Here is a 26155-nt window from a genome sequence, read left to right as displayed (position 1 = left end):
CCACCGTTGCTCATGCGTCCAGCCTACGGACGGGATCTGGTGTGATGGTGCGGTGGACCAACCTCAGGCACCGCCCCCTTCGCCCCAGCCCTGCGTGCTCCCCCTCATGGGTGACCACGGGGCCGACTGGCGACCCGTCTCCCCGCAGCTGGCGGTCGTGCGCAGGGTCACCGTGACCGCGACCCTGCTGCCACTGGCCGTCGTCGGCGTCATCGCCGCGATCCTCCTCACCCCGTGGCTGGCCATCGTTCCCGTCCTTTTCCTCGCCGTGTGGGTCTGGTCGATGTGGCTCATCCCGAGGCAGGTCGCGGCGATCAGCTGGGCGGAGCTGCCCGAGGAGCTGGCCATCCGCAAGGGTCGGGTGTGGCGCTCGATGGTGACGATCCCCTACGGCCGCATCCAGTACGTCGACCTCTCCTCCGGGCCCTACAAGCGGGCCAAGGGCCTCGCCGACATCGCCGTCAACACCGCCTCCCCGCAGAGCAGCGGCGACCTGCCCGGTCTGCCCGTGGAGGTCGCCGAGGACCTGCGCGTCCGCCTGTCCGCGCACGGTGAGGCACAGCGAGCGGGCCTGTGACCGTCGACGGATCGCCGGGTGCCGGGCCGGGCACGGAGGGCTTCGTGCGGGTCCATGTGCTCTCGCCCTTCATCCGGGGCGGGCTGGTCACGCTCGCCGTCCTCGGCTACCTCGTGTCGCAGCAGATCGACCGGGTCGTGGCTGCCCTCAGCTCCATGCCCGACGGGAGCGAAGGGGAGACGAGTGTCCCCCTCGCGCAGGTCGCCCTCGTCGCCCTGACCATCCTCGGAGTCGTCCTGCTGGGGTTCCTGTCCTGGTGGTTCACCGGGTACCGCCTCGGTGGGCAGAGCCTCGAGATGCGCACCGGCGCGATCTTCCGCCAGCACCGGCAGGTGCGCTACGACCGCATCCAGGCGGTCGACCTCGTCCGGCCCCTGCTGGCCCGGCTCACCGGTCTCGCGGAGGTACGGGTCGAGTCCGCCGGTGGTGGGGACTCGCACGTGACGATCGCCTACCTTCGCCACCGCGAGGCCGAGGACGTCCGGCGCCGCCTGCTCGGGCTCGCCGGCGCTGCCGACCGTCCGGCGCCCGAGACCGCGGTGCCCGGGCCGGTGGTGCCCGGGACCGCCGTGCCCGGGACCGCCGTGCCGGGGGCGGCGGGGCCCGGGTACTCGCTCCCGGAGCCGTCCGAACGACCCGTGCTCTCGGTGCCGGCCGCGCGGATCATCGCCTCGGTGCTCCTCAGCTGGGACGCGATCCTGCTGACGCTCCTCCTCGTGGCGGCCATGGTCCTCGCCGCCCTCGACCTCACCGCGGTCATCGGCGGATTCCTGCCGATCGTCGTCCTCAACGCCGCCCGCGCCCTGATGAGCCTGACGCGGTGGTACGGACTGACCCTGGCGATGCGTGGTGACACCCTGACCAGCCAGCGGGGACTGACCGACACCCGCACCTCCTCGGTGCCCCTCGACCGGGTGCAGGCGGTGGCCCTCGAGCAGCCCCTGCTGTGGCGCCGCATCGGCTGGTGGTCGCTCAAGGTGAACATCGCCGGTGCGCGCATCGGGTCCGCGTCGGGTTCCGACAGCGAGTCCGTCCTCGTCCCCGTCGCCACGACCGACGAGGTGCTCCAGCTCCTCGAGGTGGTGACGTGCGACCCCGAGACGACGGCCGAGGTGGCCTCCCTCGTCGACGGGACCCCGGACGCGTTCGTCGGACAGCCGCGACGAGCCAGGTGGCTGCATCCGCTGGCCCGGCGTCGCATCGGGTACCTGCCCGGGCGTCGAGCCGTCGTCACCCGCTCCGGCCGGGTGCAGCACCGGCTGCAGGTGGTGCCGTGGGGACGGATCCAGTCGCTCACCCTCGAGCAGGGGGTCACCGCCCGCCGGCTGGGGCTCGCGAGCGTCCACTTCGTGAGCACGGTGGGTCCGGTCCGCCCCACGGTGAAGCACCTCGACGCCGAGGACGCGGAGGTCCTCGGACACCTCGCCGCGGTGCACTCCAGCCATGCCCGACGACGCCCGAGCGGGCCCGTTGGTTGCGATCCGGCGCCGGACACGGTGGACTGGGCTCGATGAATGAGCAGCGAGCAGGAGAAGGGACCACAGTCGTGACGGGGGAGTCGACGGAGCAGGGCGAGGATCTCGCCCGCGGCGCCGTGGCCAAGTTGGGCTTCGAGAACGACCAGATCGTGCAGGAGTACGGCTGGGACGATGACGTGGACGAGGGCCTACGGGTCGCCATCGAGGCCGTCGTCGGCGAGGAGCTCGAGGACGAGGACTACACCGGTGTCGTCGACGCGGTGATCATGTGGTGGCGTGACGACGACGGTGATCTCACCGACGCGCTCGTCGACACCCTGGGCACCCTCGCGGAGGGATCCTCCATCGTGCTGCTCACGCCCCGACCCGGTCAGGTCGGCGAGGTCGACCCGAGCGAGGTCGACGAGGCGGCCACGACCGCCGGGCTGCACACCTCCGGCAATGTCATGTGCTCGCAGGACTGGGTCGCGACCCGGCTGGCCGCCCGCAAGGGTGTCGCCTGAGCATCACTGGCACACTGCCGGGATGAGCCAGTATCCGCTCGCCGTCGGCGACACCGCTTCGGACTTCACCCTGCGCGACCAGAACGGCGCCGAGGTCACCCTCAGTGCCTTCGCGGGGGAGCGGGCCGTGCTGCTCGTCTTCTACCCCTTCGCCTTCTCCGGGATCTGCACCGGCGAGCTGGGGGAGATCCGCGACGACCTGGCCAGCTTCGAGTCGGCCGATGTCACCACCCTGGCGATCTCCTGCGACCCGATGTTCAGCCTGCGGGCATGGGCCGACCGGGAGGGCTACTTCTTCCCGCTGCTGTCGGACTTCTGGCCGCACGGCGCCGTGGCCGATGCCTACGGCGTCCTCGACCACGAGGCCGGGATGGCTCGTCGGGGCACCTTCCTCGTCGGGCGCGACGGCCGCATCGCCTGGCAGCTGGTCAACCCCACCGGTGAGCGACGGGACTTCGCCGGGTACCACGCGGCGCTCGGTCAGCTGCTGGAGTCCGGATCGGTGACGAAGGGCGGGTGACCTGCCGCGACGAGTCCGGGCCGGCAGCCTGTCAGAATGACCGCGGCGCGGTTCGCGCCGGGGGCCTGTAGCTCAGGTGGTAGAGCACCGCGTTTACACCGCGGGTGTCGTCGGTTCGAGCCCGGCCGGGCCCACATGACCCAGATCCGTCTACGTGACGTCCTCACCGTCCTCGAGCGGATGTTCCCCGTCGACTCCGCCCAGTCCTGGGACCGGGTCGGGCTCGTCACGGGCGACCCCGACCAGCCCGTACGGAGGGTCCACGCCGCGGTCGACCCCACTCTCGAGGTGATCGAGGAAGCCCGTGACGCGGGTGCGGACCTGCTCATCACCCACCACCCGCTGTTGCTGCGCGGGGTCCACTCGGTCGCCACGACGAGCGCGAAGGGAGCGAGCGTCACCTCGCTCGTCGTGTCCGACACGGCGCTCTTCGTCGCGCACACCAATGCCGATGTCGCCGAGCCGGGCGTGAACTCCGCCCTGGCGCAGGCCTGCGGACTGACCGACACCGAACCGCTGAGCCTCGAGGAGGGGCGAGCCATGGGGCGCGTCGGCGAGCTCGACGTGGCCCTGCCCCTCGCCGACTTCGCGACCCGGCTGGCGGCGGCACTGCCGCCCGCCCCGGGCGGCATCCGGGTCGCCGGACCCGCGGACGGCGTCGTCCGCCGCGTGGCGCTCCTCGGGGGCGCGGGTGACGGACTCATCGATGCGGCCCGGGCCGCCGACGCGGACGTCTACGTGACCTCCGACCTGCGCCACCACCCGGCCCTGGAGGCCCGTGAGGAGTCCCGCGCCGGGGGAGGAACCCCCTTCCTCGTCGACGCCGGCCACTGGGCCACCGAGTCCCTCTGGCTCGACCACCTGCTCACCGACCTCGGGAACTCCCTCGCAGCGTCCGGAGCGGACATGGTGGGATGGGAGACCCACGTGAGCACGATCTGCACCGACCCGTGGAGCTTCACCGTCGGCGCACAGACCGCCCCAGGAGGCCCCCAGTGAAGGCAGACCCCTTCGTCCAGGCACGACTGCTCGACCTGCAGGCACTCGACACCCGGCTGCAGCAGATCGATCATGCCCGCGGCCGAGTCCCGCAGACCGTCACCTTGGCGGAGGCCGAGCGCGAGCTGCAGCAGGTGCGTGACGACGTCGTGCGCGTCGAGACGACGCTGTCCGACATCCGCCGCGAGGTCCAGCGCGCCGAGACCGATGTCCAGCAGGTGCGCGACCGTGCCACCCGTGACCAGGGGCGTCTCGACACCGGCAGCGGGATGACGTCGAAGGATCTCACCGCGCTCCAGAGCGAGCTGGAGTCGCTCGCCCGTCGTCAGGGCGACCTCGAGGAGATCGAGATCGAGGCCATGGAGCGTCAGGAGGCCGCGGAGGCGCGCCTGACCGAGCGCACCGCGGAGCAGACCCGCATGCAGGGTGAGGTCGACCGGATCCGCGAGGAGCGGGACGCGGCCGTCGCCGAGCTCGACGCCGAGCGGGTGAGCGTCGCCGGACCCCGCGAGGACCTCGTCGCGGGCATCGACGACGCGCTCCTGGCCCTGTACGAGCGGATCCGCGCGAACTCCGGCGGCCTCGCCGCCGCGGAGCTCAAGCACGGCAGGTGCGGTGGGTGCCGACTCGAGCTCAACCCGGTCGACCTCGGCAGGATCGACAAGGCCGCGGTCGACGAGGTCGTGCGGTGCGAGGAGTGCGACCGCATCCTCGTGCGCATCCCCGCCCCCCAGAGCTGATGGGGCGCTCCCTCACCCACCGGACCTGAGGAGCGGCGACATCGACGACCTCCCCACCTGGCTGACCGCCTCCGGGCTCCTCGGAGCGGTGCTCTTCGGTCTGCTCTCCGCCTACTTCCCCCCGCTCAACGCCGAGATCTACGCGGTGGCCGCCCCGGTGGTCTTTCCCCAGCTGTGGGTGCTCCACGTGTCGGCGATGACCGGGGGCCTCGTCCTCGGCAAGGTCACCCACTTCCTCGCGGCGGCGAAGGGGGCCGAGGCCTATTCGCGGCGGCGGGAGGAGAAGGACTCCCGGGCCGCGGCGAAGGGCGTGCTCCCTGCGGGATCCGTGCGCGAGCGCCTCGTCCGGTGGAGCAGGGCGATGATCGACGTCCTCGACCGTCCGCGGCTCGGCCCGCTCGTCGTGCTGGCGAGCTCGGGGGTCGGCTTCCCACCGTTGGCCGTCGTCACCGTCGCCGCCGGGATCAAGCGCCTCAACCTCTGGCTCTTCGTCGTCGTCACGACGATCGGGTGTCTCGCCCGGTTCCTCGCCACCTCGTGGTTGGTCGTGCAGGGCATCGAGATCGGTCGCTGACCGTCCGGGATACCCTGACGCCATGAGTTATGCCGCAGATCTCAGCCCCCAGCAGACCTGGGAGCACCTCGAGTCCGACCCGCAGGCGGTCCTCGTCGACGTGCGCACCCGTGCCGAGTGGTCCTTCGTCGGGATGCCCGACCTTGCCGGGATCGGCAAGCAGGTCATCCCCCTCGAGTGGACGACCTTCCCTGAGGGTGCGGCGAACCCCGCCTTCGTCGAGGAGCTGCGCTCTGCCGTCGACACGGATGTCCCGGTCTACTTCCTCTGCCGCTCCGGGGGGCGCTCGGCGGCGGCCGCGAGCGCCGCGACGGCCGCCGGGTACGCCCGCGCCCACAATGTCACCGAGGGCTTCGAGGGGGATCTCGACGATCAGGGACACCGTGAGGTCAACGGGTGGAAGCAGGCCGGCCTGCCCTGGCGCCAGGGGTGAGCGACACGCCCTTCGGCCCGGGGAACCCGCGCCCCTACCTTGACCCGACCGGCCTCTCCCCGCAGACCCTGGCTGTTCGCGGGGGACAGGCCCGCAGCACCTTCGACGAGACCTCGGAAGGGCTCTACCTCACCTCGGGCTTCGTGTACGGCAGCGCCGAGGAGGCCGAGGCCTCCTTCAGCGCCGAGGTCGAGAAGTTCGTCTACTCCCGGTACGGCAACCCCACGGTCGCGATGTTCGAGGAGCGGCTGCGGGTGCTCGAGGGGGCGGAGGCGGCCTATGCCACGTCCTCGGGCATGTCCGCGGTCTTCACGGCGCTGGCCGCGCTCGTCGGGGCCGGAGACCGCCTCGTCTCCTCGCGCGGGCTCTTCGGGAGCTGCTTCGTCATCGTCGACGAGATCCTTCCCCGGTGGGGTGTGGAGACCGTCCTCGTCGACGGGTCCGACCTCGACCAGTGGCGCGAGGCCCTGTCCGAGCCGACGACCGCCGTCTTCTTCGAGACGCCGAGCAATCCCATGCAGGAGCTGGTCGACATCGCCGCCGTGAGCGAGCTGGCCCATGCCGCCGGAGCCCGGGTCGTCGTCGACAACGTCTTCGGCACCCCGGTCTTCTCCCGGCCGCTCGAGCACGGGGCGGACATCGTCGTGTACTCGGCGACCAAGCACATCGACGGGCAGGGACGGGTCCTCGGGGGTGCCGTCCTCGGCCCGCAGGACTACATCGACGGCCCGGTGCAGAACCTCATCCGGCACACGGGGCCCTCGATGTCACCCTTCAACGCGTGGGTGCTGCTCAAGGGCCTGGAGACCATGGACCTGCGGGTGCGACGGATGGCCGAGTCCTCCCTCGCCGTGGCGCGGGCGCTGCAGGCCCATCCACGGGTGACGCAGGTGGTCCACCCGTGGCTCTCGGACCACCCTCAGCACGAACTCGCGCAGGCGCAGATGAGCGGCGGGGGCACCGTCGTCACCCTGGCCATCGACGGAGGCAAGGCGGAGGCCTTCGCCGTGATGAATGCCCTGCGACTGGTGGACATCTCCAACAACCTCGGCGACTCGAAGTCGCTCGTCACCCACCCCGCGACGACCACCCACCGTCGGTTGGGGGCGCCGGCCCGCGCGGCGATCGGCATCACCGACGCGACGCTGCGGATCTCGGTCGGTCTCGAGGCCGCGGACGACCTCGTGGCCGACATCATCGCCGCACTCGACGGCCTCGGCTGAGACCCCTCCGGGTCACCTGGCGGTCGCGTCGAGCACCCACGGACGGCCGACCTTCGCCGGTGCCGTGAGGTCGACCTCGAAGGCGGGTTCGAGGGCCGCGGCGAGGGCTGCGGGGGTCCTGGGCTCCCGGGCCACCCCGAGGAGGTGGCGCGCCACCAGGCCCCGGGTGTGCTTGGCCATGTGCGTCGCCCCCGGTACCCGCACGCTGACCCAGCGTCGTGCCGCGTCACCGGACGGCTGCCAGGCCGCCACATAGGTGCTGGAGCGGCAGTCGACGACCAGACCCTCCCCGGCAGCCGCCGTGAGCTCGACGGCCAGGGGCTGGCGCCAGTGCCCGGCCAGCGGACCCACCCCGGGAAGGTTGACCGCCATCGAGAGTCGGTAGGGCGGGATCCGATCATGGGGGTGCACCGCCCCGAAGAGGGCGGAGACGATGACGAGCCAGCGGTTGGCGCGGCGCTTCGCGCCGGGGGAGAGGCTCTCGAGGTCGAGGGCGTCGTAGAGCACGCCGCTGTAGACGTGCGCCGCCGGTGGCGCGGGTGTCGTCGTCAGCCTCGTGTTGCGGGCGACCTCCTCCACGAGGGTGGGGCTGACGCCGAGGACCTCGTGGGCGTCCTCGCGGGCGCTCACCTCGGCGAGCGCGGTGAGCACCCGCTCGCGTGCCGAGGTCAGCCCGGGGAAGGACAGCGACCCGACGTCCAGCGCCTTCCCCCGCGCACGAGCGGTCTTGGACTCCGAGGGCGGCAGCAGGACAAGCACCCGCGAACCATACGAAATCCACCGCCCCGGGTCCTATCGTGACCACCATGACCCAGCGCAGCGTGACCCTCCGCCTCGCCGACCCCGTGGCCGGGGAGGTCGTCGCGGCGGCCGGTCTGCGACCTCGATTCGAGGCGATCCGCGCCGAGCTGGCGGTGCCGCAGGAGTTCCCGGCGGACGTCGTGGCCGAGGCCGAGCGCGTGGCGGCGCAGCCGCTCTCACTGCCGGAGCGCGACGAGACGGACCTCCCCTTCCTCACCGTCGACCCGCCCGGGTCCCTGGACCTCGACCAGGCGATGCACCTCTCCCGCGACGGCGAGGGCTACCGCGTGCGCTATGCGATCGCCGATCTGGAGTGCTTCGTCGAGCCCGGAGGGGTGATCGACACCGAGGCCCGTCGCCGCGGTCAGACGATCTATGCCCCCGACCAGCGCACGCCCCTGCACCCGCCCGTCCTCAGCGAGGGCGCGGCGAGCCTGCTGCCCGGCGAGGTCCGGCCCGCCTACGTCTGGGACATCCGTCTCGATGGGCGCGGTGAGCACTCGGCCGCCGAGGTCTACCCGGCCCTGGTGCGCAGCGTCGAGCGGTTGACCTACACCGTTGTGCAGGAGGCCGTCGATGCCGGGACCGACGACGAGCGACTCGTCCTGCTGCGGGAGATCGGCGAGAAGCGCATCGTCCTCGAGCAGGAACGCGGTGGTGCCTCCCTGCCGATGCCGGACCAGGAGGTCGATCAGGACGAGGGGGGCTTTCGCCTGTCCCTGCGCCCGCTCGTCCCCGCTGAGGACTGGAATGCCCAGATCTCGCTGCTCACCGGGATGGTCGCCGGGGAGATGATGCTCCACGCCGAGGTGGGCGTCCTGCGCACCATGCCGGAGCCGAGCGAGAGGACGCTCGCACAGCTGCGGCGCATCGCGACGGCCCTCGGCGTCGGGTGGCCGGCCGAGCAGACGCACGGCGACCTGCTCCGCTCCCTCGACGGCAGCAACCCCAAGCACCTCGCCCTGATCCACGAGTCGATGGTGCTCTTCCGTGGAGCGGGCTACACCGCCTTCGACGGGGGAGTGCCCGAGCTCGTCGAGCAGGCCGCGATCGCCGCCCCCTACGCCCACGTCACCGCGCCCCTGCGACGGCTCGTCGACCGCTTCGGACTCGCGCTGTGCGCCACCATCAGTGCCGGGGAGGAGGCCCCGGCGTGGGTGCGCCGTGCCCTGCCGACCCTGCCCGACCTCATGGAGGCCTCCGACCGGTTGGCCGGGGAGGTCGAGCGGGCGACGATGGCGGCCGTCGAGGCCGCCAGTCTCGTCGGCCGCGTCGAGGAGACCTTCGATGCCGTCGTCATCGACGTGCCGCAGGGTCAGGGCGACCTCGAGATCCAGGTCGTCGACCCCCCGGTGATCGCCCGGGCGAAGGGGACCGCCGACCTGGGCGCGCAGGTCACCGTCCGCCTGACAGGGGTCGACCTGGCCGCGGGGAGCGCGACCTTCGAGGTGACCTGAGGCGCCTCCTCGCCCGTGGGTTAGGGTGCTCATCGAAAGGGAGTAGTCCCCAACAGGTGTGTCGACACACTGATCCTGGCCCTCGGGCCACCGATCCGGCACATCGGGCCAGCAGTGCTGGCGGACGAGACTTTCGACCGGATTGTCATTCATTCCTGGTCGGGGCTCGTCGCGATGCGGCTCCTCGCCCGGGCGGACGAGGAGCTGTTGATGTTCTCCGCACTGGTGCTCAGCACCGTGGTCATCTTCGTCGCCGAGCTCGGCGACAAGAGCCAGCTGATGGCGATGACGTTTGCCACCCGCTACCGCGCCCGCGACGTGCTCATCGGGATCACCGCCGCCACCGCGCTGGTCCACCTGGCCTCCGTGGGGATCGGGTACCTCATCGGGACGAGCTTCGAGAGGTACCAGGGGCCGATCGCCGTCGCGGCGGGCCTGGCCTTCCTGGCCTTCGCGCTGTGGACGCTGCGCGGGGACGAGCTCACCGAGGACGAGGCCCAGAAGGCGAAGAAGGCCACCGGCTCCGCCCTCCTCGCCGTCGGTCTCGCCTTCTTCCTCGCCGAGCTCGGTGACAAGACGATGCTCGCGACGATCACGCTCGCCGTCCGCGAGGACTGGTTCGGCACGTGGATCGGCTCGACGATCGGCATGGTCGCGGCCGACGCCCTGGCCATCGGCGTCGGCGCGCTCCTCGGACGCAAGCTGCCGGAGAGGGTCATCACCCTCGGCGCCGCGGCGGCCTTCGCGATCTTCGGTCTCGTGCTCATCGCCGAGGGCCTGGGCTGGTTCTGAGCCGGACGGCCACGCCCGGGTCGATGTTCGGGCGAGCCTCCGGGCGCACGCTCGGACATCGACTCGGGCGTCCGGGCAGGCCAAACCCCCGACAAGATCAGGGGTTTGGGGATGAGCCGGCCTGTAAGCCGGGTTCTGTTCCCCCACACCGTTGCCGGTGCCGGGGCGACGACCATCCATCTCGGGTCGCCGTTGCCGACGACCTCCAGCGTCCTACCCGTGCGCTCGGGCGGGCCGCCCTCGAACGCGCACTGTCTGGACTTGCTCCTGGTGGGGTTTACCGAGCCGATCCGGTCGCCCGGATCGCTGGTGGTCTCTTACACCACCCTTTCACCCTCACCTCGTCCACCGAGGTGGACGAGGCGGTCTGCTTTCTGTGGCACTGTCCCGCGGGTCACCCCGGGTGGCTGTTGGCCACCACCATGCCCTGTGGAGCCCGGACTTTCCTCGACACCGCCGAGGCGGTGACGCAGCCGTCCGGCCGACTCATCCGGGAGCAGTCTACGTCGGACGATCCTCCCGGGTGGTCCACCGGGCCCATCCGGTGAACGAGCCGAGGGCGAGGGTGACGACTCCGGCGACCACGGACTGCCACGGCAGGAGCACGGCGATGATGATGCAGGCGAGGAGACCGAGGGTGGGTACGACCTTGTGCACGACCGGGCGATCGAGGGTCCAGGCGCACGCGTGGCCGATCGCGTAGTAGCTCAGGGCGAGGAAGGACGCGTAGCCGATCGCCCCCTGCACGTCGACGAGCATGACGATGATGATCACGGCGGCGGCGATGACCGCCTCCGCCCTGCGTGGCACCCCGCTTCGTCGGTCCACCGTCCCGAGGGCCGAAGGGAGGTGGTGGTCGCGCGCCATGGCCAGGACGATCCGGGAGATGCCACCGGTGAGGGCCATGAGGGCGCCACCGATCACGAGCACCGCGCCGATGCGCAGCGCCGGCCCGAGCCACGGCCAGACGGAGATCTCGGCGGCCTCGGCCAGGGGCGCCTCTCGGGCGGCGACCCAGCCGGCGCCGAGGGTGTGGGTCAGGGCGAGGGCGACGAGCAGGTACAGGGCGAGGACGATCGCCAGCGCGATGGTGATGGCCCGGGGGATCGTGCGGCGGGGGTGCTCGACCTGCTCACCGAAGGGGACCAGGCGGGCGAAGCCGGCGAAGGCGAAGAAGAGGAACCCCGCGGCCTGGACCACCCCGAGGACCCCTCCCGACTCCGGTGGCGCCGGGGGCGGCGCCTCTGCGGTGACCGGTGGTGCGATGAGCATGACGAGGACGAAGGCCAGGGTGAGCACGACGACGAGGAGCAGGACCCCCATCGCGACGACGTGCGGCTCGCGGACTCCCTGGAGGTTGAGCGCGAGGACGGCCAGGACGCTGAGGACGGCCACGGGAGTCGCGTGGTCCGGCCACAGGTGGAGCCCGAGTGCGAGGGCCATGGCCGCGCAGGATGCCGTCTTGCCGACGACGAAGGCCCACCCGGCGAGGTAGCCCCACGGCAGCCCCATCCGCTCGCGCCCGTACAGATAGACCCCGCCCGAGCCGGGGTGGCGGGCCGCCAGCCGGACCATCGAGTGGGCACTGGCCCCCGCGACGAGGGCGGCGAGGGTCACGGCCAGCAGGAGCAGGGTCCCGGCACGGGCCGCGGCGGGAGCGAAGGTGGTGAACAGCCCCGCTCCGAGCATCGTGCCCAGGCCGATGCCGACGCCATCACGCAGCCCGAGGCGGCGGTCCGATGTCCGCGCAGCCGCCCCAGACGAGTTCGTCATGTCTCCACCTTGCCGCATACCGTCCGGGAGGCGAGCACCTGTCGCCCGTCGGCGGGAAACGGTCCGGTGTCAGTTGCCCCGGGCGGCCAGGCGTGCGGCGCCGATGATCCCGGCCTTGTTGCGCAGCTTCGCCGGGACGATCGGGGTGCGCAGGTCGAGCAGGGGGAGGAAGGTGTCCGCCTGCTTGCTCACCCCACCTCCGACGACGATGAGGTCGGGCCAGAAGATGGACTCGAGGTGGCTGTAGTAGGTCTGCAACCGCTCTGCCCACCGGGCCGTGTCGAGCCCCTCGCGCTCGCGCACCGACTCGGCGGCCCGGCTCTCGGCGTCGTGCCCCTCGATCTCCAGGTGCCCGAGCTCGGAGTTGGGCACGAGGTGGCCGTCGAGCAGCAGTGCGCTGCCGATGCCCGTGCCGAGGGTGGTGAGGATGACCAGGCCCTTCTCGCCCTTCGCCGCGCCGTAGTGCCGCTCGGCCACACCGGCGGCGTCCGCGTCGTTGACGAGGTGGACCGGCCGCCCCAGGCGCTGGCCGAAGAGCGCGTCGGCGTCGAGGCCGACCCACGACCTGTCGATGTTGGCGGCGCTGCGCACCACGCCGTGGGTGACGACCGCCGGGAGGGTGATGCCCAGGGGCACGTCCGTGTTCACCGCGAAGTGCTCCGCGACCTGCTCGACGACGTCGCAGACCGCCTCCGGGGTCGCCTCCTCAGGGGTGGCGATCCGCAGCCGGTCCTCGGCGAAGCAGCCCTTGTCGAGGTCGACGGGGGCTCCCTTGATGCCGGAGCCGCCGATGTCGATCCCCAGGGCGTCGTGCTTCCTGCTCATGTCGTCGTGCCTTTCGTGGGCTCAGGCGAGGGTGAGGATCTCGTTGCCGTCCTCGGTGATGAGGATGGTGTGTTCGAACTGGGCGGAGCGCCGCAGGTCCTCGGTGACCACGGTCCAGCCGTCGTCCCAGAGGGTCCAGCGCGGTGTGCCGAGGGTGAGCATGGGCTCGATGGTGAAGGTCATGCCCGGCTCGATGACGGTGTCGTACCCCGGAGCCGCGTCGTAGTGCGGCACGACGAGTCCGGAGTGGAAGGCCGTGCCGATGCCGTGACCGGTGTAGTCGCGCACCACGCCGTAGCCGAACCGGGCGGCGTACTTCTCGATGACCCGGCCGATGATGTTGATCTGTCGGCCGGGGAGGGCGGCCTTGATCCCGCGCATCATCGACTCGTGCGTGCGCTCGACGAGCAGGGTCGACTCCTCGTCGACGTCCCCGGCGTGGAAGGTGGCATTGGTGTCGCCGTGGACACCTCCGATGAAGGCGGTGATGTCGATGTTGACGATGTCGCCGTCCTCGATGGGCCGATCATCGGGGATGCCGTGGCAGATCACCTCGTTGACCGAGGTGCACAGCGATTTCGGGAACCCCCGGTAGCCCAGCGTCGAGGGGTAGGCGCCGTGGTCGAGCAGGTACTGGTGGCCGACCCGATCGACCTCGTCGGTGGTCACCCCGGGGGTGACGGCCCGGCCGGCCTCCTGCAGCGCCCCGGCCGCGATCCGACTGGCCGTGCGCATCCGCTCGAGGGTCTCGGGGTCCTTGATCTCGGACCCGGCGAAGGGGGTGGGGGCCGGCTGGCCGACGTACTCGGGCCGGGCGATGCCCGCCGGCACGGGGCGGCGGGGCGAGACCACCCCGGGGGTCACGGTTGCGGTGGACGCGGACATGCTGTGGAGTCTAGGCAACGAGCGCATGGACGATGCGCTCCGGTGTGCGGGAACAGCCCGCGGGAGAGGACGGGACGACGATGGCGTACTGGTTCAACATCGAGACCGGGCGGGTCGAGAGTGACGAGAACCGCTCCCAGAACGCGAACGTCATGGGGCCCTACGACACCGAGGCCGAGGCGGCCTCGGCCCTGTCCACGGCGCGCGCGAAGACGCAGGAGTGGGACGAGCAGGACCGCCGCGAGCGGGAGTGGCCGGACGACGCCTGAGCGGTCAGCGGCGTCGGTGCAGGGTGAGGGCGTAGGACCCGTCGCCCGGCCACTGCTCGGCGTCCCAGGACGCGTACCGCGTCACGAGGACGAGCCCGGCGGCGAAGGCCGCCCGCTCGTAGGCCTCGGTGCTCACCGCGGCCGCGCCGCCGGGCTGGTTCCCCGGCAGCGACCAGCCGGCGACGAGCACCCCGTCGAGCGTCAGGTGCTCGTGCATGCGCCGCAGGACGTCCACGAGGGTGCCGTCGGCGACGAAGGGCACGACATTGCCCGCGAGCAGCACGATGTCGAAGGCCTGGCCACTCAGCGCCAGGTCAGCCAGATCGGCGTGGACGAAGCGGGTGACGTCGTCCCGCGCCCGGGCCACCTCGATCATCGCGGGGTCCGCGTCCACCCCGACCACGTCATGACCGAGGGCGGTCAGCGTCGTGGCGATGCGGCCGGTGCCGCAGCCGGCGTCGAGGATCCGTGCGGGGGCGGGTCGCAGCCCGGTGACGAAGCGGGCCTCGCCGTTGATGTCCGCGCCCTGCTCCACCAGCTCGTCGAACCGTCGCTGGTAGGAGTGGGCTGCATCGATGCCACCGGACACCTCGGACCACCGGGTGCGGATCTCGGGCAGCTGGTCGGGCGCGTCGGGGGCCATGATCAGCTCTCGAAGGAGTGCTCTGCGGCGGGGAAGCTCCCACTGGCGACCTCGGCCGCGTAGGCCCTGGCCGCGTCGGAGAGCACGGTGCGCACGTCCGCGTAGCGCTTGACGAAGCGCGGCGTGCGGCCGGCACCCAGTCCGGCCATGTCCTGCCAGACGAGGACCTGGCCGTCGCAGTCGGGGCCGGCCCCGATACCGATGGTCGGGATCCCCAGCTCCCGGGTCACCTCGGCGGCGGACGCTGCGGTGACCATCTCGAGGACGACGGCGAAGGCGCCGGCCGCCTCGACGGCGCGGGCGTCCTCGAGCAGCCGCGCCGCGGCCTCCCCGCGGCCCTGCACGCGGTACCCGCCGAGGGTGTGCTCGCTCTGCGGGGTGAAGCCGATGTGCGCCATGACGGGGATGCCCCCCTTCGTCATCCGCTCGATGGTCGGTGCCATCTCCACACCACCCTCGAGCTTGACGGCGTGCGCCAACCCCTCCTTCATCAGCCGCGCCGCCGAGAGGTACCCCTGCTCGGGAGAGGCCTGGTAGGTGCCGAAGGGGAGGTCGGCCACGACGAGTGCGCTCGCGGTGGCGCGCGCCACCGCCCGGGTCAACGGGATCATCTCCTCGAGCGTCACGGGGACGGTCGTCTCGTGGCCGTAGACGGTGTTGCCGGCGGAGTCGCCGACGAGCAGCACGGGGATGCCGGCCTGGTCGAAGATCTCGGCGGCGTACGTGTCGTAGGCGGTGAGCATGGCCCACCGCTGGCCCCTGTCCTTCATGGCGCGCAGGTGCGGGATGCGCACCCGCTTGGGCGCGGACGGGGCGGGCGCGGTGCCGCCGCCGTAGGGGGCGCTGGTCTCCGTGGCCGGGTCGGGCTGGGATGCGGCGGGTGGCGTGCTCATGCCGCCAGCCTAGGCTCCGGGGTGAGTGTCCGTTCAGGGAGGCTCTGGACCGGACGGTTCCGGTCGAAGAGTATGGATTTGTTCAAGAAATCCCGCTCCCCCTCCCGAACGGCGGCAGATCTTGGTTGAGTGCGTGCACCCCTGTGGCCGAGGCCACACCATTTCAGGAGGATCCGTGAAGAGACGCCACACCTACGTTGTGTCGGGCCTCGCTGCGTCCGCCCTCGTGCTCGCCCTCATGCCCATGTCGGCGAGCGCCGGAGAGACCGCTGGCGCGGTGCCACCCCAAGACGGTGCCACCAAGGCCGCACACCACGACGACAAGCCGCACCCCCTCGGTGACGCGCAGCGCGAGCTGCGTGAGGACGCGGTGGACAAGCTGCTCAAGGGCGAGGCCGACCTCGTGACGAAGGGCGGTTCACAGGTCATCGAGCTCAAGAGCGAGGACCAGGCCGAACGCCACACCAGCCTCAACAAAGGCAAAGGCAAAGGCAAGGGCAAGGACCGTCCGCGCTCGAAGTACGTCCAGTACGACGTCGACCGGGAGGCCTCGGTCTTCACCATCCTCACCGACTTCGGGGACCAGACGAAGCCGACCCAGGGCGGCGACGCCGGTCCGAAGCACAACGAGATCGCCGAGCCGGACCGTGACTGGGACGGGGGCAGCACCGACAACAACTCGACGATCTGGACCGAGGACTTCAGCCGCAGCCACTACAAGGACCTGATGTTCGCCGAGGGTGAGGACTCCTTCCGCGACTTCTACCTCAAGCAGTCCAACGGCCGGTTCAGCACCTCGGGTGACGTGAGCAACTGGGTGACGGTGCCCTACAACGAGGCGCGCTACGGCCACAACCCGGCATCGGGGGACGGCACGAGTGAGGCCGACGGCTACTGGAACTACGTCAAGGACACCGCGCAGGCCTGGTACGCGGACCAGAAGGACCAGGGCAAGAGCGACGCCGAGATCAAGGACTACCTGGCCCAGTTCGACGTGTGGGACCGCTACGACCACGACGGCGACGGCGACTTCAACGAGCCCGACGGCTACATCGACCACTTCCAGGCGATCCACGCCGGCGAAGGGGAGGAGGCCGGGGGCGGCGCCCAGGGCGAGGACGCCATCTGGAGCCACCGCTGGTACGCCTTCTCCAACAACATGGGCAAGTCCGGCCCCGAGGGCAACCAGCTCGGCGGCGTGCCGCTGGGTGACTCGGGCATCTGGATCGGCGACTACACGACCGAGCCGGAGAACGGCGGTCTGGGTGTCTTCACCCACGAGTTCGGCCACGACCTCGGTCTGCCGGACCTCTACGACACCGCCGGTGGCGACAACGGCACCGGCTTCTGGACCCTGATGTCCGGTGGGTCCTGGCTCAACGACGGCACCGAGGACATCGGCTCCAAGCCCGGGTACATGGGTCCGTGGGAGAAGCTCCAGATGGGCTGGCTCGACTACCGCACGATCAAGCCCGGACAGCAGCTGAAGGCCGACATCGGTCCGGCGGACCGTGACCACGTCAAGCTGCCGCAGGCGATGGCAGTCCTTCTGCCCGAGCAGACGGTGACGGCCGAGTACAACACCCCGCACTCGGGCAGCTACGAGTGGTGGTCCGGCTCGGCCGACGACCTGAACAACACGCTCACGCGCGAGGTCGACCTCACTGACGCCGGTGCCGCGACGGTCACGGCCCAGCTGGCCACGGACATCGAGGAGGGCTACGACTTCCTCTACACCGAGGCCTCGACCGACGGCGGGTCCACGTGGACCGAGATCGCGGACCCGGTCGACGGCGGTGACCTGTCGTGGAACGAGGTCGAGTACGACCTCAGCGCCTTCGCCGGCGAGCAGGTCCAGTTCAGGTGGCGCTACCAGTCCGATGGTGGTGTCGCGCAGGACGGTGCCTTCATCGACGACATCGAGATCACTGTCGACGGGACCAGCGTCCTCTCCGATGACGTCGAGTCCGGCACCAACGGCTGGAGTGCCGACGGGTTCACCCGGATGAGTGGCTCGACCTCGGACACGGTGCAGAACTACTACCTCGCCGAGAACCGGGTCTACTCCGGCTACGACGAGAACCTCAAGACCGGGCCGTACAACTTCGGCTGGGCCTCGAGCAAGCCGAACTGGGTGGAGCGTTTCCCCTACCAGGACGGTCTGCTCGTCTGGTACATCAACAACGGCTACACGGACAACAACACGAGCCAGCACCCCGGTTACGGCCAGGTGCTGCCCGTCGACGCCCGACCGGAGCCGGTGACCTTCAACGACGGCACGAAGCTGGGCAACCGTCGACAGCCCTTCGACGCGACCTTCGGGAAGCAGAAGACCGACAAGGTGACCTTCCACAACAACGGGGCCCGTGCGACGGTTCCCAAGCACCGTGGGATCGCCACCTTCGACGACTCCGACCCGAACCGCTACTGGAGCGCGGACAACCCGTGGAACTCCACGAAGGTGGCCGGTTCCGGGACGAAGATCAAGGTCGTCAAGGAGAAGCGCGGCAAGCAGGAGATGACCCTCGAGGTGAGGGCCGGAACCCAGGGCGAGTAACGCGCCTCGCCACCCTGCAGCAGACCCCGTCGGTCCACCCGGCGGGGTCTGCTGTTCGTTCCGGGTGAGGCCCGGGCCCCTCGTGGGGCAGGATGGGCGCATGGATCGTCAGCAGGAGTTCGTCCTTCGTACCATCGAGGAACGCGACATCCGGTTCGTCCGGCTGTGGTTCACCGATGTCCTCGGCACCCTGAAGTCGGTGGCCATCGCCCCGGCCGAGCTCGAGGGCGCCTTCAGCGAGGGCATCGGCTTCGACGGCTCGGCCATCGAGGGCTTCACCCGGGTCTACGAGGCCGACATGCTCGCCCGCCCCGACCCGGCGACCTTCCAGGTGCTGCCGTGGCGCGGTGAGCACCCGGGAACCGCGCGGATGTTCTGCGACATCCAGCTGCCCGACGGCTCACCGGCGCTCGCCGACGCGCGGTATGTCCTGCGGCGCGCCCTGGACAAGGCCGCCGACATGGGCTTCAGCTTCTACACCCACCCCGAGGTCGAGTTCTTCCTGCTCCAGCAGGGAACGCCCCCGGGGGAGCGCCCGGTGCCGGTCGACGACGGCGGCTACTTCGACCACGTGCCGAAGGGGGAGACCCACGACTTCCGGCGCGCGGCCATCACCATGCTCGAGTCGGTGGGGATCTCCGTGGAGTTCAGCCACCACGAGGGCGCCCCCGGGCAGAACGAGATCGACCTGCGCTATGCCGACGCACTGTCGACGGCGGACAACCTCATGACCTTCCGGACGGTGATCAAGGAGGTCGCTCTCGAGCAGGGTGTCTACGCCACCTTCATGCCGAAGGTCTTCGCCGAGTACCCCGGCAGCGGCATGCACACCCACATGTCGCTCTTCGAGGGAGACACCAATGCCTTCTACGAGCCGGGAGCGCCGTACCAGCTGAGCAAGGTGGGACGGCAGTTCATCGCCGGGCTTCTCTACCACGGCCGCGAGTACGCGGCGGTGACCAACCAGTGGGTCAACAGCTACAAGCGACTCTGGGGCGGTGGTGAGGCCCCGGCCCACCTCACCTGGGGCCACAACAACCGCTCGGCGATGGTCCGGGTGCCGATGTACAAGCCGAACAAGGGCAACTCCAGCCGGGTCGAGCTGCGCAGCCTCGACGCGTCCTGCAACCCCTATCTCGCCTTCGCGGTCATGCTCGCGGCCGGCCTGAAGGGCATCGAGGAGGGGTACGAGCTGCCGGCGGAGACCGAGGACGACGTCTGGGGACTCACCGACCGGGAGCGGCGCGCGATGGGCATCAAGCCCCTCCCCTCGAGCCTGGCGGAGGCGATCGAGGCGATGGAGGACAGCGAGCTCGTCGCCGAGACGCTCGGTGAGCACGTCTTCGACTTCTTCCTGCGCAACAAGCGCCAGGAGTGGGCCGACTACCGCAACCAGGTGACGCCCTTCGAGCTGGAACGTCTCCTGCCCCGGCTATGAGGACCGCGTGAGCGCCATGACCCGGTCCGGTCCGGCCCTGGCCAGGCGGGGCTTCACGGACACCCGCCGAGCCCAGCAGCTGCTCGACGACCCGGTCCTCGAGCCGCTGCTCGAGGAGCCCGCACCGCTGCTCGGGGCACTCTCCCGGGCAGCGGACCCGGACGCCGCGCTCCTGGGGCTCGTGCGTCTGCTCGAGGCTGCCGGTGACGGGCGTGAGGAGCTCGTGGGCGCACTGCGCACCGAGGAGTTCGTGCGGCACCGGGTCATCGGTGCCCTGGGCATCTCGACCGCCCTCATCGACCACCTCGTCGCCCACCCCGAGCAGTGGCACGATGCCGTCTCCGCCCGCGAGATGACCCCGGAGGAGCGCACCGAGGCGCTCATCGCGGAGGTCGCGGAGCGTGGCGACCTCGAGGCGCAGGACGCCATGCGCGTGGGCTACCGGCGCCAGCTGCTGGGCATCGCCGCCCGGGACGTCACGGCGGAGGACCCGGTCGCAGACTTCCCGATCATCGCGACCGCGCTGGCCGACCTCGCCGGGTCGGCCCTCGAGATCGCCGTGCGCATCGCGATGGACGAGTACGGCGAGTCCGGTGGGGACGCTCCCCGGGTTCGCTTCGCCGTCATCGGCATGGGCAAGGCCGGCGGTCGCGAGCTGAACTACATCTCCGACGTGGACGTGATCTTCGTGGCCGAGCCGGTCGAGGGGGCCGACGAGACCGAGGCCCTCGAGGTGGCCGGCAAGATCGCCACCCGGCTGATGCACGCCTGCAGCGATGCCACCGCCCACGGGAGCCTCTGGCCGGTGGACGCCGCGTTGCGGCCCGAGGGCAAGCAGGGGCCCCTCGTGCGCACCGTCGCCAGTCACCGCACCTACTACGAGCGGTGGGCGAAGACCTGGGAGTTCCAGGCGCTGCTCAAGGCCCGTCACCTCGCCGGTGACGCCACGCTCGGTGCCGAGTACCTCGCCGCCGTGCAGCCGCTGGTCTGGGAGGCGGCCTCCCGGGAGGACTTCGTCGACGACGTGCAGGCGATGCGCCGCCGGGTCGAGGAGCACCTCCCGTCGACGGAGGCCAAGCGCCAGCTGAAGCTCGGGCCGGGTGGACTGCGCGACGTCGAGTTCTCCGTCCAGCTGCTCCAGCTGGTCCACGGTCGCACCGACGAGACCCTGCACTCGGGCACGACCCTCGATGCCCTGGCGGCGTTGTCCTCCGGCGGCTACATCGGTCGTGCGGACGCAGCCGTCCTCGACTCCGCCTACCGGGTCCTGCGCACCCTCGAGCACCGCATCCAGCTGCACCGGCTGCGCCGTACCCACCTCATGCCCACGTCGGAGGACGATCTGCGCCGGCTCGGTCGGTCGGTGCGGTTGTGGGACCAGCCGGAGAAGCAGGTCGTCGAGCGGCGCACCACCCACGCCCGCGAGGTCCGCCGCCTGCACCAGCGCCTGTTCTACCGGCCGCTTCTCTCCGCGGTCGCCCGCCTCAGCCCCGACGAGGCCCGACTCACTCCCGACGCGGCGCGCACACGCCTCAGCGCCCTGGGCTACCGGGACCCTGCCGGTGCGCTGCGCCACCTGCAGGTGCTCACCGAAGGAGTCAACCGCACGGCCGCGATCCAGCGACAGCTGTTGCCGGTGATGCTCGAGTGGTTCGCCGAGATGGCCGACCCCGACGCCGGGCTGCTCGCCTTCCGCAAGGTCAGCGAGGAGCTCGGGAGCACCCACTGGTACCTGCGTCTGCTCAGGGACGAGGGCGAGGCCGCCCAGATCCTCGCCCACACCCTCGGCGCCAGCCGCTTCGCCGGAGCGCTCCTCCTCGCCAGCCCCGAAGCGGTCCAGATGCTCGGTGACTCGGAGGGGCTGCGGCCACGGACACGCGAGGAGCTGTTGCGTCGGATGCGCTCGGCGGCCGGACGGCGGGAGCGCTCCGAGGCCGCCGTCTCCGCGGTCCGGGCGATCCGGCGCGCCGAGATCTTCCGCGTGGCCGTCGCGGACCTGCAGGGGAGGGCGGACCTCGACCACGTGGGGGAGGCCCTCACCGCGGTGAGCGAGGCCACGATCCAGGCCGCCCTCGAGGTGACCATCGCCCACGTCGAGGCGGACCGAGGTCGCCCCCTGGACACCGATGTGCTCATCGTCGGGATGGGCCGGCTCGGGGGCTCGGAGGTCGGGTACTCCTCCGACGCCGACGTCCTCTACATCCACGACCCGCACGAGGGCGTCGACGAGCAGGCCGCCCAGGAGAGTGCGCTGGCCGTGGTCGTCGAGCTGCGCCGGCTCCTCGGCGGAGCCGGCTCCGACCCGCCGCTCGGGCTCGACGCCGACCTGCGCCCCGAGGGCAAGAGCGGACCGATGATCCGCTCTCTCGCCTCATACCGGGCCTACTACGAGCGGTGGTCGCAGACCTGGGAGGCGCAGGCACTCCTGCGGGCGCGGGCCGTCGCCGGGGACGAGGCCCTCGGCGAGCGCTTCATCGAGCTCATCGACCCGATCCGGTGGCCGGAGGCCGGCCTGACGATGAAGCAGGTGCGGGAGGTGCGTCGGCTCAAGGCACGGATGGAGGCCGAGCGGCTGCCCCGCGGGGCCGACCGACGGGCACACTTCAAGCTCGGCATGGGCGGGCTGTCCGACGTCGAGTGGAGCATCCAGCTGCTGCAGCTCCAGCACGGTCACGCCCACGAGGGGTTGCGCACGACCCGCACGCTGCCGGCGATGGCGGCCGCCGTCGAGGCGGGCCTGCTCAGCTCCGAGGACGCGCTCGTCCTCCGGGAGGCGTGGTCCATGGGCTCGCTGCTGCGCAATGCGGGGATGCTCTTTCGCGGACGTCCGGTGGACTCGGTCCCCTCGAACCTGCGTGAGGCGGACGGGGTCGGACGGATCGTGGGGATGGAGCCGCAGTCCGGTCTCGACCTCGCCGAGTCCTACCGCCGGACCGCCCGCCGCGCCCGCCACGTCGTCGATCGGGTCTTCTACGGCGAGTGAGCCCGCGCGTGAGACGCCGGTCAGAGCCTCGCGAGGACGAATCTAGACTGGACCCATGCTCGCCACGATCGACCTTCGCGCCCGACCCCTCGGCGCCCGTGACCTGCGCACGGTCCTGCCCCGCGCCGAGTACGACGTCGAGGCCGCCCTCGCGGCGGTCCAACCGATCTGCGACGACGTCCGTGACCGCGGCGCCACGGCCCTCTACGAGCTGGCCGAGCGCTTCGACGGGGTCCGCCCGGCCTCCCTTCGCGTGCCCGCAGAGGTGCTCGAGGCAGCCGTCGCTGCCCTCGACCCGGACGTGCGGCGGGCGCTCGAGGTGTCCATCGAGCGCGCCCGCACCGTGCACGCCGCCCAGCGGCGCACCGACACCACGACCGCGGTCGTGCCCGGTGGCACCGTCACCGAGCGCTGGGTCCCGGTCGAGCGCGTCGGTCTCTACGTCCCCGGTGGGCGCGCCGTCTACCCCTCGTCCGTCGTGATGAACGTCGTGCCGGCGCAGCTGGCCGAGGTCGGTTCGCTCGCCGTCGCGAGCCCGCCGCAGAAGGAGAACGTCGGCGTCTTCGCCGGCTATCCCCACCCGACGATCCTCGCCGCGTGCGCGCTCCTCGGGGTCGACGAGGTCTGGTCGATGGGAGGGGCCCAGGCCGTGGCCGGCTTCGCGCACGGTTTCGTCGACGACGGGGTCGGCCACGGGGGCGAGTGCACCCCCGTGAGTCTGGTCACCGGGCCGGGCAACATCTACGTCGCGGCGGCCAAACGGTTGCTCAAGGGGCTCATCGGCATCGATGCCGAGGCGGGCCCGACGGAGATCGCCGTCCTCGCCGACGCCGGGGCGGACCCGGAGTACGTGGCCGCCGATCTCATCAGCCAAGCCGAGCACGACCCCCTGGCGGGCTCGGTCCTCGTGACCGACTCGCCCGAGCTCGCCGACGCCGTCGCGGTCGTGGTGGAGCGTCGCGCCGCGGAGACCAAGCACAGTGAGCGGGTCATCGAGGCCCTCACCGGGCGGCAGTCCGCGATCGTCCTCGTCGACGACCTCGATGCCGGCCTGCGGGTGGTCGATGCCTACGCGGCCGAGCACCTGGAGGTCATCACCGCCGACGCGGCGGCCGTCGCGGCGCGGGTGCGCAGCGCCGGCGCGATCTTCGTCGGACCCCACTCGCCGGTGAGCCTCGGAGACTATGCCGCCGGCTCCAACCACGTCCTGCCCACCGGTGGCAGTGCCAGCCACAGCAGCGGGCTGTCGGTGCAGTCCTTCCTCCGCGGGATCCACGTCGTGGAGTACTCGCAGGAGGCCCTCGACGAGGTCGGGCCGCACGTCGTCGCGTTGGCGCAGGCCGAGGACCTGCCCGCGCACGGTGAGGCCGTCACGGCCCGGACCGAGCGAGGGGCCCGCGCATGAGCGGGATCGAGCAGCTGCTGCGCCCCGAGCTGCGTGGACGCTCCCCCTACGGGGCCCCGCAGCTCGACGTCGACGTCCAGCTGAACACCAACGAGTCCTCCTACCCCGTCCCCGACGAGGTGGTGCGGGCGGTCGTGACCGCCCTGGAGGACGGTCTCGGCGGGTTGAACCGCTACCCGGACCGGGAGTTCACGGCCCTGCGCACGGCCCTCGTGGGCTACCTCGGGGACCGCAGCGGCGTCGCCCTTCGTCCCGAGCAGATCTGGGCGGGCAACGGCAGCAACGAGGTCCTCTCGCACCTCGTCCAGGCCTTCGGCGGGCCGGATCGGCGCGCGCTGGGCTTCACCCCCGCGTACTCGATGCACCCGATCATCACGGAGACGCTCGGGACCCCGTGGGTGGACGGGCAGCGCGACGCGGACACCTTCGACCTCACCGTCGAGTCCGCCGTCGAGCAGGCGAAGGAGGTCGACCCGCACCTGGTCTTCCTCTGCTCACCGAACAACCCGACCGGCTCCGCCCTGCCCTTCGACGTCATCGAGGCGATGCTCCAGGCGGCCCCGCGAGCGATCGTCGTCGTCGACGAGGCCTACGCGGAGTTCGCCCGCGAGGGGACGCCGACCGCGCTGTCCCTCCTCGAGAGCCACCCGCGCCTCGTGGTCACCCGGACGATGAGCAAGGCCTTCGCGCTCGCCGGTGGTCGGGTGGGGTACCTCGCGGCGAGCCCCGAGATCATCGACGCCCTGCGTCTCGTGCGCCTGCCCTACCACCTGTCGACGCCGACGCAGACGATCGCGCGGGTCGCCCTCGAGCACGCCGACCGACTGCTCGAGACCGTCGAGGCCATCAAGGCCCAGCGCGACCGCCTCGTCACCGAGCTCGGTGCCCTCGGTCTGCGGCCCGTCCCCAGCGACGCCAACTTCGTCCTCTTCGGCGGTCTCGCCGATGCCCCGGCGACGTGGCAGGCTCTGCTGGACCACGGGGTGCTCGTGCGCGACGTCGGCATCCGCCACCACCTGCGCGTCACGGCCGGCACCCCGCAGGAGACGACCCGATTCCTGGCGGCGATGGCCGAGCTCGCCCCCACCCACCTGCTGACCAAGGAGAACCCGTGAGCAGCCAGTCCCGCACCGCGACGGTGAGCCGTGGCACGTCCGAGTCCCGCGTCGAGGTGAGCGTCGACCTCGACGGCACCGGCGCCGGTGACGTGTCGACCGGGGTCCGCTTCTACGACCACATGCTGCTGTCGCTGGCCAAGCACAGCCTCATCGACCTCACCGTGCGTGCCGACGGTGACGTCGACGTCGACGCGCACCACACGGTCGAGGACGTGGCGATCGTCCTCGGTCAGGCCGTGCGCGAGGCACTGGGGGACAAGAGCGGGATCAGCCGGTTCGGTGACGCCACCGTCCCCCTGGACGAGGCGCTCGTGCACGCCGTCGTCGACGTCGCGGGCCGCCCGTACGTCGTGCACACCGGAGAGCCCGAGGGCCAGGAGTACGTGGTCATCGGCGGCAACTTCGTCGGTTCGCTGACCCGGCACGTCCTGGAGTCCTTCGCGTACAACGCCGGCATCGCCCTGCACGTGCGCGTCCTGGGCGGGCGGGACCCCCACCACGTGGTCGAGGCACAGTTCAAGGCCCTCGCCCGGGCACTGCGTGCCGCCGTCGCCCGTGACCCGCGCGTCAGCGGCATCCCCAGCGCCAAGGGCGCGCTGTAGATCGGTATGCGATGAGCCAGTCCGGCAGGGGAGCGGTCTTCCTCTCGACGAGCGTCGCGAACGCCGTCGAGTGGGTGCGGCGCGGAGTCGTGCCGTGCCACGTCCTCGCGCACGCCTCGTGGTCGACCGTCGTGCCCGCCGTCGGCGGTACCGAGGTGGCCGAGCCCTACGACGACGCGTTGACGGTCCTCGCCTCCCGGCACGTCGGTGCCCGCATGGCCCCGGCCATCGGGCTCTTCCGGATCGACGACGCCGCAGTCGTCACCGCCAGGGCCGCCGGGCGCGGCTCGACGCGGTGGGCGCTGCGGTCCGCCGACCGCTCGATCGTCGCCGGGCCGCAGCTGCCACGGCTCACGCCGGAGGACCTGCACCGTGCCCTCGGCAGCGGTGCACCCACGCGCGAGGTCCCCGTGCGCGAGGTGCGCGACCTGTGGCGGCGGACCGACCTGACCCACGACGAGTGGCTGGTCGAGGTCGCCACGGTCCTGGGGATGCCCGGGGCCCGGGTCCTCGCCGGAACCGACACCGACCTCGGGCCGGTCATCGAGCCGGCTGCCCGGTCGATCACCACCTTCGAGTCCGTCATCAAGGATGTGCACCAGTGAGCGTTGCAGGGACCGAGCACACGAGCGAGGAACGAGCGAGGAGCGCAGGGCCCGTCGCATCG

Annotated in this window: 25 protein-coding genes, 1 tRNA gene and 1 other RNA gene; 20 read left to right on the top strand and 7 right to left on the bottom strand. The window is 71.4% G+C overall.

Translation table 11 applies throughout. The annotated features are described in order from the left end of the window. Positions 1-52 precede the first annotated feature (52 nt). The 10 genes from ACR9E9_RS12435 (at position 53) to ACR9E9_RS12390 (ending at position 7047) form a co-directional block, all read left to right on the top strand. Positions 53-577: a PH domain-containing protein gene (locus ACR9E9_RS12435; RefSeq protein ID WP_435198886.1), complete on the top strand. Its 525-nt coding sequence runs from the start codon at positions 53-55 to the stop codon at positions 575-577. After that, a complete protein-coding gene (locus ACR9E9_RS12430; RefSeq protein ID WP_435198884.1) occupies positions 574-2091 on the top strand; it encodes a PH domain-containing protein in 1518 nt (505 codons plus the stop codon). Before ACR9E9_RS12435 ends, ACR9E9_RS12430 begins: the two co-directional genes overlap by 4 nt. Further along, positions 2088-2558 carry a DUF3052 domain-containing protein gene (locus ACR9E9_RS12425; protein ID WP_435198882.1) on the top strand — a complete coding sequence of 157 codons (471 nt, stop codon included), beginning with the start codon at positions 2088-2090 and terminating at the stop codon, positions 2556-2558. Before ACR9E9_RS12430 ends, ACR9E9_RS12425 begins: the two co-directional genes overlap by 4 nt. A gap of 22 nt (positions 2559-2580) precedes the next feature. Continuing rightward, positions 2581-3078 (top strand): peroxiredoxin, encoded by a 498-nt coding sequence (locus tag ACR9E9_RS12420; protein ID WP_435198880.1) that lies wholly within the window; start codon positions 2581-2583, stop codon positions 3076-3078. A gap of 61 nt (positions 3079-3139) precedes the next feature. After that, positions 3140-3212: transfer RNA gene (locus tag ACR9E9_RS12415), tRNA-Val, on the top strand. Position 3213: 1 nt separating this feature from the next. After that, complete coding sequence (locus tag ACR9E9_RS12410) at positions 3214-4077, top strand: Nif3-like dinuclear metal center hexameric protein (RefSeq protein WP_435198878.1); 864 nt, start codon at positions 3214-3216, stop codon at positions 4075-4077. Continuing rightward, complete coding sequence (locus ACR9E9_RS12405; RefSeq protein WP_435198876.1) at positions 4074-4817, top strand: zinc ribbon domain-containing protein; 744 nt, start codon at positions 4074-4076, stop codon at positions 4815-4817. The genes ACR9E9_RS12410 and ACR9E9_RS12405 overlap by 4 nt, the downstream gene beginning before the upstream one ends. Positions 4818-4905: 88 nt before the next feature. Continuing rightward, on the top strand, positions 4906-5391 hold the full coding sequence (locus ACR9E9_RS12400; protein ID WP_435198874.1) for a hypothetical protein: 486 nt from the start codon (positions 4906-4908) through the stop codon (positions 5389-5391). 22 nt (positions 5392-5413) lie between these two features. Beyond that, on the top strand, positions 5414-5824 hold the full coding sequence (locus ACR9E9_RS12395) for a rhodanese-like domain-containing protein (protein ID WP_435198872.1): 411 nt from the start codon (positions 5414-5416) through the stop codon (positions 5822-5824). Further along, positions 5821-7047, top strand: coding sequence for an O-succinylhomoserine sulfhydrylase (locus tag ACR9E9_RS12390; RefSeq protein ID WP_435198870.1), 1227 nt, complete (start codon positions 5821-5823; stop codon positions 7045-7047). The genes ACR9E9_RS12395 and ACR9E9_RS12390 overlap by 4 nt, the downstream gene beginning before the upstream one ends. A 12-nt stretch (positions 7048-7059) precedes the next feature. On the opposite strand, the gene ACR9E9_RS12385 is transcribed toward ACR9E9_RS12390, so the two are convergent. Then, a complete protein-coding gene (locus ACR9E9_RS12385) occupies positions 7060-7806 on the bottom strand; it encodes a YaaA family protein (RefSeq protein WP_435198868.1) in 747 nt (248 codons plus the stop codon). Between the two features lie 47 nt (positions 7807-7853). Between ACR9E9_RS12385 and ACR9E9_RS12380 the strand changes: the two genes are divergently transcribed. Both ACR9E9_RS12380 and ACR9E9_RS12375 read left to right on the top strand, forming a co-directional pair. Then, positions 7854-9305 carry an RNB domain-containing ribonuclease gene (locus ACR9E9_RS12380; RefSeq protein WP_435198866.1) on the top strand — a complete coding sequence of 484 codons (1452 nt, stop codon included), beginning with the start codon at positions 7854-7856 and terminating at the stop codon, positions 9303-9305. Positions 9306-9479: 174 nt separating this feature from the next. Then, the gene (locus ACR9E9_RS12375; protein WP_435198864.1) at positions 9480-10097 is read left to right on the top strand and encodes a TMEM165/GDT1 family protein; all 618 of its coding nucleotides are present in this window, start codon (positions 9480-9482) and stop codon (positions 10095-10097) included. A gap of 108 nt (positions 10098-10205) precedes the next feature. Here the strand turns inward: ACR9E9_RS12375 and rnpB are convergent. From rnpB to map, 4 genes are all read right to left on the bottom strand, one after another. After that, positions 10206-10586, bottom strand: an RNA gene (gene rnpB, locus ACR9E9_RS12370) — RNase P RNA component class A. Positions 10587-10598: 12 nt separating this feature from the next. Next, positions 10599-11870, bottom strand: coding sequence for an APC family permease (locus ACR9E9_RS12365; protein ID WP_435198862.1), 1272 nt, complete (start codon positions 11868-11870; stop codon positions 10599-10601). A gap of 69 nt (positions 11871-11939) precedes the next feature. Next, the gene (gene ppgK, locus ACR9E9_RS12360) at positions 11940-12695 is read right to left on the bottom strand and encodes a polyphosphate--glucose phosphotransferase (RefSeq protein ID WP_435198860.1); all 756 of its coding nucleotides are present in this window, start codon (positions 12693-12695) and stop codon (positions 11940-11942) included. A 21-nt stretch (positions 12696-12716) separates the two neighbouring features. Further along, on the bottom strand, positions 12717-13580 hold the full coding sequence (gene map / locus ACR9E9_RS12355; RefSeq protein WP_435198858.1) for a type I methionyl aminopeptidase: 864 nt from the start codon (positions 13578-13580) through the stop codon (positions 12717-12719). Between the two features lie 32 nt (positions 13581-13612). Between map and ACR9E9_RS12350 the strand changes: the two genes are divergently transcribed. Further along, positions 13613-13849 (top strand): methionine aminopeptidase, encoded by a 237-nt coding sequence (locus ACR9E9_RS12350; protein ID WP_435198856.1) that lies wholly within the window; start codon positions 13613-13615, stop codon positions 13847-13849. Positions 13850-13853: 4 nt separating this feature from the next. On the opposite strand, the gene ACR9E9_RS12345 is transcribed toward ACR9E9_RS12350, so the two are convergent. Together ACR9E9_RS12345 and panB are read right to left on the bottom strand one after the other, a co-directional pair. Continuing rightward, the gene (locus tag ACR9E9_RS12345) at positions 13854-14492 is read right to left on the bottom strand and encodes a class I SAM-dependent methyltransferase (RefSeq protein WP_435198854.1); all 639 of its coding nucleotides are present in this window, start codon (positions 14490-14492) and stop codon (positions 13854-13856) included. 2 nt (positions 14493-14494) lie between these two features. Further along, positions 14495-15385, bottom strand: a complete 891-nt coding sequence (gene panB, locus ACR9E9_RS12340) for a 3-methyl-2-oxobutanoate hydroxymethyltransferase (RefSeq protein WP_435198852.1) — start codon at positions 15383-15385, stop codon at positions 14495-14497. 199 nt (positions 15386-15584) lie between these two features. Between panB and ACR9E9_RS12335 the strand changes: the two genes are divergently transcribed. The 7 genes from ACR9E9_RS12335 to ACR9E9_RS12305 all read left to right on the top strand — a co-directional run bounded on the left by ACR9E9_RS12335 (position 15585) and on the right by ACR9E9_RS12305 (position 26093). Then, on the top strand, positions 15585-17942 hold the full coding sequence (locus ACR9E9_RS12335) for an immune inhibitor A domain-containing protein (RefSeq protein WP_435198850.1): 2358 nt from the start codon (positions 15585-15587) through the stop codon (positions 17940-17942). Positions 17943-18042: 100 nt separating this feature from the next. Further along, positions 18043-19380, top strand: coding sequence for a glutamine synthetase family protein (locus ACR9E9_RS12330; protein ID WP_435198848.1), 1338 nt, complete (start codon positions 18043-18045; stop codon positions 19378-19380). Between the two features lie 16 nt (positions 19381-19396). Beyond that, positions 19397-22363 (top strand): bifunctional [glutamine synthetase] adenylyltransferase/[glutamine synthetase]-adenylyl-L-tyrosine phosphorylase, encoded by a 2967-nt coding sequence (locus tag ACR9E9_RS12325; RefSeq protein WP_435203651.1) that lies wholly within the window; start codon positions 19397-19399, stop codon positions 22361-22363. A 55-nt stretch (positions 22364-22418) separates the two neighbouring features. Next, positions 22419-23768, top strand: a complete 1350-nt coding sequence (gene hisD, locus ACR9E9_RS12320; protein WP_435198846.1) for a histidinol dehydrogenase — start codon at positions 22419-22421, stop codon at positions 23766-23768. After that, on the top strand, positions 23765-24883 hold the full coding sequence (locus tag ACR9E9_RS12315) for a histidinol-phosphate transaminase (protein ID WP_435198844.1): 1119 nt from the start codon (positions 23765-23767) through the stop codon (positions 24881-24883). Before hisD ends, ACR9E9_RS12315 begins: the two co-directional genes overlap by 4 nt. Continuing rightward, positions 24880-25488, top strand: coding sequence for an imidazoleglycerol-phosphate dehydratase HisB (gene hisB, locus ACR9E9_RS12310; protein ID WP_435198842.1), 609 nt, complete (start codon positions 24880-24882; stop codon positions 25486-25488). The genes ACR9E9_RS12315 and hisB overlap by 4 nt, the downstream gene beginning before the upstream one ends. An 11-nt stretch (positions 25489-25499) precedes the next feature. Beyond that, the gene (locus tag ACR9E9_RS12305; RefSeq protein WP_435198840.1) at positions 25500-26093 is read left to right on the top strand and encodes a hypothetical protein; all 594 of its coding nucleotides are present in this window, start codon (positions 25500-25502) and stop codon (positions 26091-26093) included. Positions 26094-26155: the final 62 nt, after the last annotated feature.

This window comes from Janibacter sp. GS2 (assembly GCF_051200835.1).
Lineage (GTDB): Bacteria > Actinomycetota > Actinomycetes > Actinomycetales > Dermatophilaceae > Janibacter.
Note: the sequence above shows the minus strand (reverse complement) of the source record. Positions and strands in the feature narration are given on the sequence as shown.